Source organism: Vibrio sp. 1557, from assembly GCF_033340175.1.
GTDB lineage: Bacteria > Pseudomonadota > Gammaproteobacteria > Enterobacterales > Vibrionaceae > Vibrio > Vibrio alginolyticus.
The window spans coordinates 1-1,015 of the sequence record NZ_JAWOVZ010000303.1 but is presented as its reverse complement, the minus strand read 5'-3'; the positions used below and the strand labels follow the sequence as shown (position 1 = coordinate 1,015).

Here is a 1,015-nt window from a genome sequence, read left to right as displayed (position 1 = left end):
TTGTGATGAGGTGGGAAAAATGAGTCGAAGTCTAGACAACGACTCATTGAAATTGAAAGGGTTATGGGCGAGTTGGATTGATCGTCAGTGGCTCTAGTGTCACGACAGCATTAACACTTGCTCCTGGGTGATCGACATACGACGTGTCTTGCATCAACGTGTAGAAAACGTCAACAAAGTCATCATCGTTGGTAAGCACACCATCTGGAATTGCATCGATGATCTTGTTTGTGATTTGTGGGATGACTGCGTATGCCTGAACTTGCGGATCTGGGATGGCTTTCAGAACTTCTTCAGCGACTTGCACCAATAGTTTAGCCAGCTGTTTGTAGTCTGTGCCGTCATCTTGCTCCATCAGAACAATATCTGCAGCGCCCCAGCGGTAGCGAGACCAGTGAATGATGATTTGATTTGGGTAGTAATCTTGGTTGTCGTAATCCAAGTAAGGAAGCTCTACCAGATCAATTGTCGGCTCGTCGCGGCTTGGATTGACACCTGTCACGATGGCGTAAACCTCTGCTTTGCCAGAGATCCACGGTTCTTTGTCATCCGCTAAGCGAATTTTCTTCAGTTGAGCTGTTTGAATCGGAGCGACATCACTTGTCGCTGCGCTTTGTAGCATTGGTGAAGATTGTTTTTGACTCTCTGAATAATAAGGCTGAATTAGAGCTGGCTGACCCAGCTTTTTCATTTCTGCCTGCATCGCCTGTAAGCCTGCTTTGAGCTCTGCAGAGCTGTTGTTATCGACAACTAGAACGGGAACGTCAGGAAGCTGATACACATCAAGTTGATGAATTTGCCCGTAAACGTCAAACGCTTCGATGTATTGCCAGCTTTCATCATCACCGCTTGGTTCAAAGGCAAAGAGTGGTGCAACGTCGCCATTGAGCCATGCTCCTAGCATTTTTTCGTTGGCTAAGCGCACTTCTAGCAATTGATCTGAGAATTCAGTAATTCCTTTCCAGCTACGAATTTGAGCGTCGGCTTCAACGAGCTGTTGGCTAAATTCTGCAGT

General features: G+C 46.5%; 1 protein-coding gene. It reads right to left on the bottom strand.

Annotated elements, in window-relative coordinates; translation table 11 throughout:
• Nucleotides 1-61: 61 nt before the first annotated feature.
• Nucleotides 62-1,015: DUF3103 domain-containing protein (locus R7070_RS26650; RefSeq protein ID WP_318141581.1), on the bottom strand; the 954-nt coding region annotated here is incomplete at its 5' end.